Annotated in this window: 8 protein-coding genes; all 8 read left to right on the top strand. The window is 65.4% G+C overall.

Annotation, left to right across the window (positions count from 1 at the left end; all coding sequences use genetic code 11):
- Positions 1-49: 49 nt before the first annotated feature.
- The 8 genes from J1C52_RS14860 to J1C52_RS14825 are packed head-to-tail and all read left to right on the top strand — an operon-like array spanning position 50 to position 6216.
- Positions 50-754, top strand: a complete 705-nt coding sequence (locus tag J1C52_RS14860; RefSeq protein ID WP_420493656.1) for a lytic transglycosylase domain-containing protein — start codon at positions 50-52, stop codon at positions 752-754.
- A complete protein-coding gene (locus tag J1C52_RS14855) occupies positions 751-1041 on the top strand; it encodes a TrbC/VirB2 family protein (RefSeq protein ID WP_227428712.1) in 291 nt (96 codons plus the stop codon). Before J1C52_RS14860 ends, J1C52_RS14855 begins: the two co-directional genes overlap by 4 nt.
- Positions 1042-1066: 25 nt before the next feature.
- Entirely contained in the window at positions 1067-1345 is a 279-nt protein-coding gene (locus J1C52_RS14850; protein ID WP_107326157.1) for a type IV secretion system protein VirB3, read from the top strand.
- Positions 1335-3719: a type IV secretion system protein B4 gene (locus J1C52_RS14845; RefSeq protein ID WP_227428711.1), complete on the top strand. Its 2385-nt coding sequence runs from the start codon at positions 1335-1337 to the stop codon at positions 3717-3719. Before J1C52_RS14850 ends, J1C52_RS14845 begins: the two co-directional genes overlap by 11 nt.
- Positions 3716-3931, top strand: coding sequence for a hypothetical protein (locus J1C52_RS14840; protein ID WP_227428710.1), 216 nt, complete (start codon positions 3716-3718; stop codon positions 3929-3931). The genes J1C52_RS14845 and J1C52_RS14840 overlap by 4 nt, the downstream gene beginning before the upstream one ends.
- Before the next feature lie 4 nt (positions 3932-3935).
- Positions 3936-5102: a lytic transglycosylase domain-containing protein gene (locus tag J1C52_RS14835; RefSeq protein ID WP_227428713.1), complete on the top strand. Its 1167-nt coding sequence runs from the start codon at positions 3936-3938 to the stop codon at positions 5100-5102.
- Positions 5099-5896 (top strand): type IV secretion system protein, encoded by a 798-nt coding sequence (locus J1C52_RS14830; RefSeq protein ID WP_227428709.1) that lies wholly within the window; start codon positions 5099-5101, stop codon positions 5894-5896. The genes J1C52_RS14835 and J1C52_RS14830 overlap by 4 nt, the downstream gene beginning before the upstream one ends.
- Entirely contained in the window at positions 5893-6216 is a 324-nt protein-coding gene (locus J1C52_RS14825; protein WP_227428708.1) for a VirB8/TrbF family protein, read from the top strand. Before J1C52_RS14830 ends, J1C52_RS14825 begins: the two co-directional genes overlap by 4 nt.
- Positions 6217-6288: the final 72 nt, after the last annotated feature.

Below are 6288 nucleotides of genomic sequence, written 5' to 3'. Positions count from 1 at the left end.
ACCGGTCCGGTTCTGGTCAAGGACAACTGACCGCGCGTTTGCGCTCGTCGTGCTACTCGGTACAGGTGTTTGTTCCGCACCCTTGGCCGCGTATGCACAGAATGGGGCCGACGGTTTCATCTTCCAGGTCAGCCCCGATGGCCGACTGATCGACACGGCCGAGACCACGAGCACCTTGCGCTCGTTCACCGGCGACGACGACGCCCAGACTGGGCCCCTTACAGATCGCCTCTTTCTCTTTGCAGCACCGCAGTCCCATGGGGATGATGCCCCCCTGAGCGATGTGACAGCTGCCGCAGCGGTCGCCCCGCGTGCCGTCCGCGCCTCCCCCGAAATCCTCCACGCCATCGAGACCACAGCACTGCGCCACAGTGGCCATGACGCTTTGCGTCAGGCGGGCCTGTCGGTCACCGATTGGGCGCTGTTCTACCGCGCCAATATCGAGGTCGAGAGCGCGTACAATCCCGGCGCGCGCAGCCCCGTCGGCGCCATCGGACTCGGCCAGCTGATGCCCGACACTGCGCGCGATCTCGGCGTCGATCCACATGACATCGCCCAGAACCTCGACGGCTCGGCCCGTTACCTGCTGATGATGCTTGGGCAGTTCGGCGATCCCGCGCTGGCGCTCGCTGCCTACAATGCCGGTCCCCATGCGGTCACCCGCCATGGCGGCATTCCCCCCTTTCGAGAAACCCAAGGCCATGTGGCCCGTGTGACAGCCGTGTTCCAGCGGCTGAGAGGAGACCTATCGTGACGTCCAAATCTACCTTTGTCGCGCTCGGCGCGATGGCCCTTATCGTGCTGGCGGGCCCGGCGCTGGCCCAAAGCATCGACCTGTCACCCGTGCAGACGCTGCTGCAAGGCATCGTCGACGCGATCACCGGCCCCTTGGGCATCGTGATCGGCACGCTGGCGCTGATCGGCGTGTTCCTGTCCTGGCTCTTCGGCATCCTCGATTTCCGTCAGGCGCTCTGGGTCGTGGTCGCGATCGCGGGCATCGCTGCAGCCCCCACCATCGTCGCCGCCATCTGGACGACCTGAGCCAGAGCTTCCGGAGGTCTCGGCCATGTCCGACCAGTCCCGCGTGTTCATCGGCCTTCTGAGGCCGCCCAAGCTGATGGGCTTGCCGATCATGTACGCCATGGTCTGGCTCTTCGGCTCGACGCTTCTGTTCCTCTGGGTGCAAAGCTGGGTGGTGGCCGTCTTCGCGGGGCTGGCCTGGCCTGCGCTCTGGAAGGCAGCGGACTGGGATCCGAACTTCCTCGATGTCCTGGTGATCACCTTGCAAGAAACCCCGCCCACGACAAACCGCAAGATCCACGGGGGCGACAGCTATGCCCCGTGATGGAGTTGCCCGTGACGTGGAAGGCGCCCTCGATCCGCTGACTACGCTGCCTGCATGGGTCAAGGGCGAAAAGCGGCTCTCGTCCATGCTGCCCTATGTGAGCCTTGTCACCGACCGGACGATCCGGACGCGCGGCAACGAGTTGATGCAATGCATCCGGCTCGAAGGGGTCAACAGCACCACGAGCGAGGACGGGCATCTCGACCGGATCGGAGGGCTCTTGGCAGGCATCGTTGCGCAGGTGGGGACCGAGTTTTCCTTCTACCTGCACAAGGTCTCGAAAGCGGTCGACGTGACCCTGCCGCCCATCCCAGGCGATGGGTTCGCGGCCGCCGTTGACCAGCGCTGGCGCGCGCATCTGGGTCAATCTGGCCTGCGCGACAAGACGCTGACGCTGACCGTGCTGAAGCGCCCGGAGGCAGGCAGCCGCTTGCCCTTCGGCCTAGGGGCGTCGCGTGCGCGACATGCAGCGGACACAACCCGGCGCTTGCGGAAGCTCGATGAGGTCGTGGGATTTCTCCTGTCATCCTTCGATGAGTTGAAACCCCGCCTCCTTGCCGCCAGCACTGGCGAGCTTCTGGGCTTCCTCGGCTCGCTCAACATAGGCGAGGAGCATCCGCTCTACCCGCGATCGCGCCTCGGCGTGATCGCCGAGGATGTTGCCAATACCCGCGTCACCTTCCGCGGCACGACCATCGCGCTCTCCGACGGTGCCGTCGGCGACAAGCTCGGCACGATCTTCGCAGTGAAGAACTACCCCGCCAAGACCGACAGCCTGATGCTCGACGAGCTGAACCTGCCCGTCGACATGGTGGTCACACACTCCTTTGTGCCGATCAATGCCAACATCATGGCGGGTCGTATCAAGCGGCAGTTGCGCTTGATGCAGGCCGCCAATGACGGGGCCGTCAGCCTCGCACATGAACTCGAACTCGCACAGGACGATCTGGAATCGAAACGCCTGATCTTCGGTGAACACCATATGACGGTGGCCGTCTATGCGCGCACCAGAGGCCAGCTCGACGATATCGCGGCCGAGATCCGCAACATCTCCGCCACCTCCGGCATCAACCTGATCTCGGAAGCCTTCGGGGGGCGGGCGCATTTCATGGCGCAGCATCCGGGGAACACTGGCGCGCGCAGCCGCAAGGCTGCGATCACCAACCACAACTTCGCCGATCTCGCCACCTTTCACCGCACGCCGCTCGGCAAGACGGCCGCGCAAGTGCCCTGGGGCGTGCCGATCACGCTTTTTCCGACGCCCGAGCGCAGCGGGTTCCGCTTCAACTTCCACGAACAGGGCGCGCCGGATCGCGAGCCCACGGGAGGCCACACGCTGATCCTCGGCCGTCCCGGCTCCGGCAAATCCGTCCTGGCGGCTTTCCTGATGACCATGGCACGGCGGTCAGGTGCGCGGGTCTTCGTCTTCGACTATCGCGCGGGCATGGAGATGGCCGTCCGCGCGCTCGGCGGCAGCTATTCGACCGTGCGGGCGGGGCGCCCCACGGGCCTCAATCCGCTCCAGACCGAGATCGACATGCGGGGCCAAGCATGGCTTGCCGATTGGCTCGCAAGCCTCCTCGAGCGCCGCGACCGGCCACTGACCCCGGTGCAGACCAACCGCCTGCAGGAGGTCGTGCGCCAGAACGCAAGCGCCGGAAACGCGGGGCTGCGCAACTGGTCGGATTTCGCGTCCCTCCTCGTCTCGACCGACGACGAGGGCGATCTCTTCGAGCGCATGCAGGAATGGACCGCCGAGGGTCGCTACGGCTGGATCTTCGGGGCCAATGCCGAGGACAGTTTCAGCATCGATGGAGACGTCGCGGGCTTTGACCTCACCGGCATCCTCGATTCCGAGAGCGAGCGGGAACGCATGGCGGTCCTGTCCTACCTCTTCCGCCGGGTCGAGCGGGTGATCGAGGACCGTAAACCCACAATTATCGTCATCGACGAGGCCTGGAAGGCGCTCGACAACGCCTACTTCGCAGAGCGGCTCTCGAATTGGCTGGTGACCGCCCGCAAGCAGAACGCGGTCGTCGTGATGATGACCCAGTATGCAAGCCAGCTCGAGCGCACGCGGACCGGCAAGACCATCGTGGAAGCTGTGCCAACCCAGGTGCTTCTGCCCAACATCCGGGCTTCGGCTGCGGATTACGCCATGCTTGGCCTCAGCGAGAAAGAACTCGACGTGCTTCTGGGCGTCGGCTCTGCCTCGCGGCTCGCACTTGTACGCGATGACCGAGGTTCGGTCGTGATCGATGCCGATCTCAGCGCCCTCGGCCCCCTCGTGACCATCCTTGGCGGCATGGAGAAGGGCGAGGCCCTTGTCGGCCCCGACTACCGTGACCGCACCGATTTCTGGAGAGTGACATGACCCGTACCATCATCCGCAGCGTCGTGCTGCTTGGCCTTGGCCTGGCCCTGACAGCCTGCGCACAGCACAACCCCGCAGCGGCCAACTGCTTCAACTTCCGCGATGCGCCCGCACAAGGCGCAACCACCACGACCACGATCTCGACGATGGGGGCCGCCGTCACGCGCCGCGACACGGCTTGCGATTTCGTGATGCTGGGGGCGGGTGGCTGAGCGGATGCGGAGCTGGCTTCCCCTCTCGATGGTCAGCCTTGCGCTGGCAGGTCCCACGGCGGGGCCAGCGGCCGCCCAAGGCGTGCCGACCTTCGACCTGCGCCTCCTCGCAGAGCGGCAGGCAATCCTCGATCAGACCGATCGGGATCTGGCGCTACAGCACGACCGGCTGGCGCGCGAGGAGGAGCTGGCCGAGATCGAGCGCCAGCAACTCGCCTCGCTCGAAGGTCTCATGGATGCCATGTCGCTCGGCTCCGGCGATGTGGCTGGCACCGTGGCCGGGCTCGAGGCGGGGCAGGGGGCGGTTGGCGACGTCGAGAGTGCTGCGGCCAGCCTCTACGCGCCCGAGGACAACAACCCGGCCGCGGCCCGGATGTTCGGCGATGCCCGGGAAGGGATCGAGGAGCTGATTATCCGCGCCGCGCGCGACACCCATAGCCTGCCCGGGGTGAGCCGCGCGGGGCTGTCGCTGGTCCAGTGGCGCTGCCTGCTGCAAGCGCTGATCTGGCAGGAAAGCCGGTTCCAGATCGGGGCGCGCTCTCCCGTTGGGGCCTTCGGGCTGACCCAGATCATGCCCGGCACGGCGGGCGATCTGGGGATCTACCCGGCTTACTATGACGACCCGTACCTGCAGGTCACCGGCGGCGCGCGATACCTCGCGATGATGCTGAACATGTTCGATGGCAACATCATCCACGCGCTCGCGGCCTATAACGCGGGCCCCGGCAACGTGCAAAACTACGGTGGCGTCCCGCCCTTCGCGGAAACCCAGCATTACGTCGTTGTGATCCCGCAGCAGTACAACAGCTATCTCGCCGCCGTCGGCGGGATCGATGCTCTCGGCACCATCGACCCTGTGCTCCTCGCCAACGCAAGCTTCAGCCTCTCGGCCCATGGCGCGGGTGTCTATGGCGACTATTCGCTGGTTTCGGTCCGCGCAGCCGCCCTGCGCGTGCAGGAAATCATTACCCGCATCGGCGAGACCGAAGATCTGCACGAGGCCATCGCACTCAACACCTACGCGCGCGCCGAGCTTGCGCGACTGGTCGCGATCCGGACCCGGATCAAGGCCGCCCATACCCAGCCGCTGAGCGAGGAACAACTCGCCATGGCCGCGGCCCAAGCCGCCGAGCGGCAGTTCATGGATTTCACCCAGGAGACATTGCGATGATCAGGCGCTTGTACCGTTCCCTCACCACCACCGCCGCGACCCTCGCGCTGACCACCGCCCTCGCGGGGCCCGTCTCCGCACAGGGCGTGCCCACGGTCGATACCCAGAACATCGCCCAGGAAATCCGGCAGCTTCAGCAGATGTTGCAGGATTTCGGGATCCAGACCGATCTTCTGGACAATGCGTTGGAGCAACTCAACATGCTGCAAAGTCAGCTCGATCAACTGAACGAGATGTATGCCTCGCTCACCGGGCCGCGCAGCATCCTCGGTCTCGCCATGGGCGGCGATCTCGACGACCTGTTGCAAGCCAATTTCGAAGACATCCCCGGCCTGATCCGAGGCATCCAGGCGGGTGACTGGTCGAGCCTGATCGGCCCCAATGCGGGCCCTCTGCGCACGCAGATGGAACAGGCCCTTGCCGGTGCTGGGTTCGATGAGGATTCACTCCGCGAGATCGCCACCAGCGGCAATCCCGGCGCCGAAGGTGTCGCCACCCGCGCCACGACCGGCGCCGTTATGTCGGCGGCGGCCCAGAACAGCCATGCCGAGGCGGCGCAATCGCTGGAACGCGTCGAGCAACTCGTGTCGTTGATCCCCGACATGGAAGACCTCAAGGAGTCGATGGATCACAACACCCGCGTCACGGCGGAACTCGCCATCGCCATGACGCGGATGTGGGAGCTTGAAGCCATCCAGACCCTCGGCGCAGGCAATGCGGGCGTGGTGGACGCTGCCACCGTCGCCGAAGAGCGCCGCTACATGGACTTCACCCTGCCGAGCCTGCGGCCATGACCGAGGCACCGGACATGACGGCAGGCATGAGCACGCGCGAACTCGTTGAGGAGGAACTGATCCATGGCGCACTGCGTCGGGAGCAGCTCTGGCGGTTGATCGGCCTCAGCGGGGCAGGTTTCGGCGTTTTCGGCTGCCTTGCCGCTGCAGCCGTCGCCCTGATGGTCGAGATGCCGCCGCCGGTCATCGTGCCCTATGATCCCGCGACGGGCTTGGCCCTGCCGAACGCCACGGTCGAGACGGTGCGGCTTGCCGAGCGGCCCGCCATTATCGAGGCGCAGATCTACCGCTACATCCTGTTGATTGCCACTGAGATTTGACCCGGCATTGTCACCGAGAACTGACCCACCCATTTGTTATGTTCTACGTGTCATTCTGGCGTCAATGCTGGT

The organism is Roseibaca sp. Y0-43 (assembly GCF_020667835.1).
Classification (GTDB): domain Bacteria; phylum Pseudomonadota; class Alphaproteobacteria; order Rhodobacterales; family Rhodobacteraceae; genus Roseinatronobacter.
The sequence above is the reverse complement of the archived record's forward strand: the minus strand, read 5'-3'. Positions and strand labels throughout refer to the sequence as shown.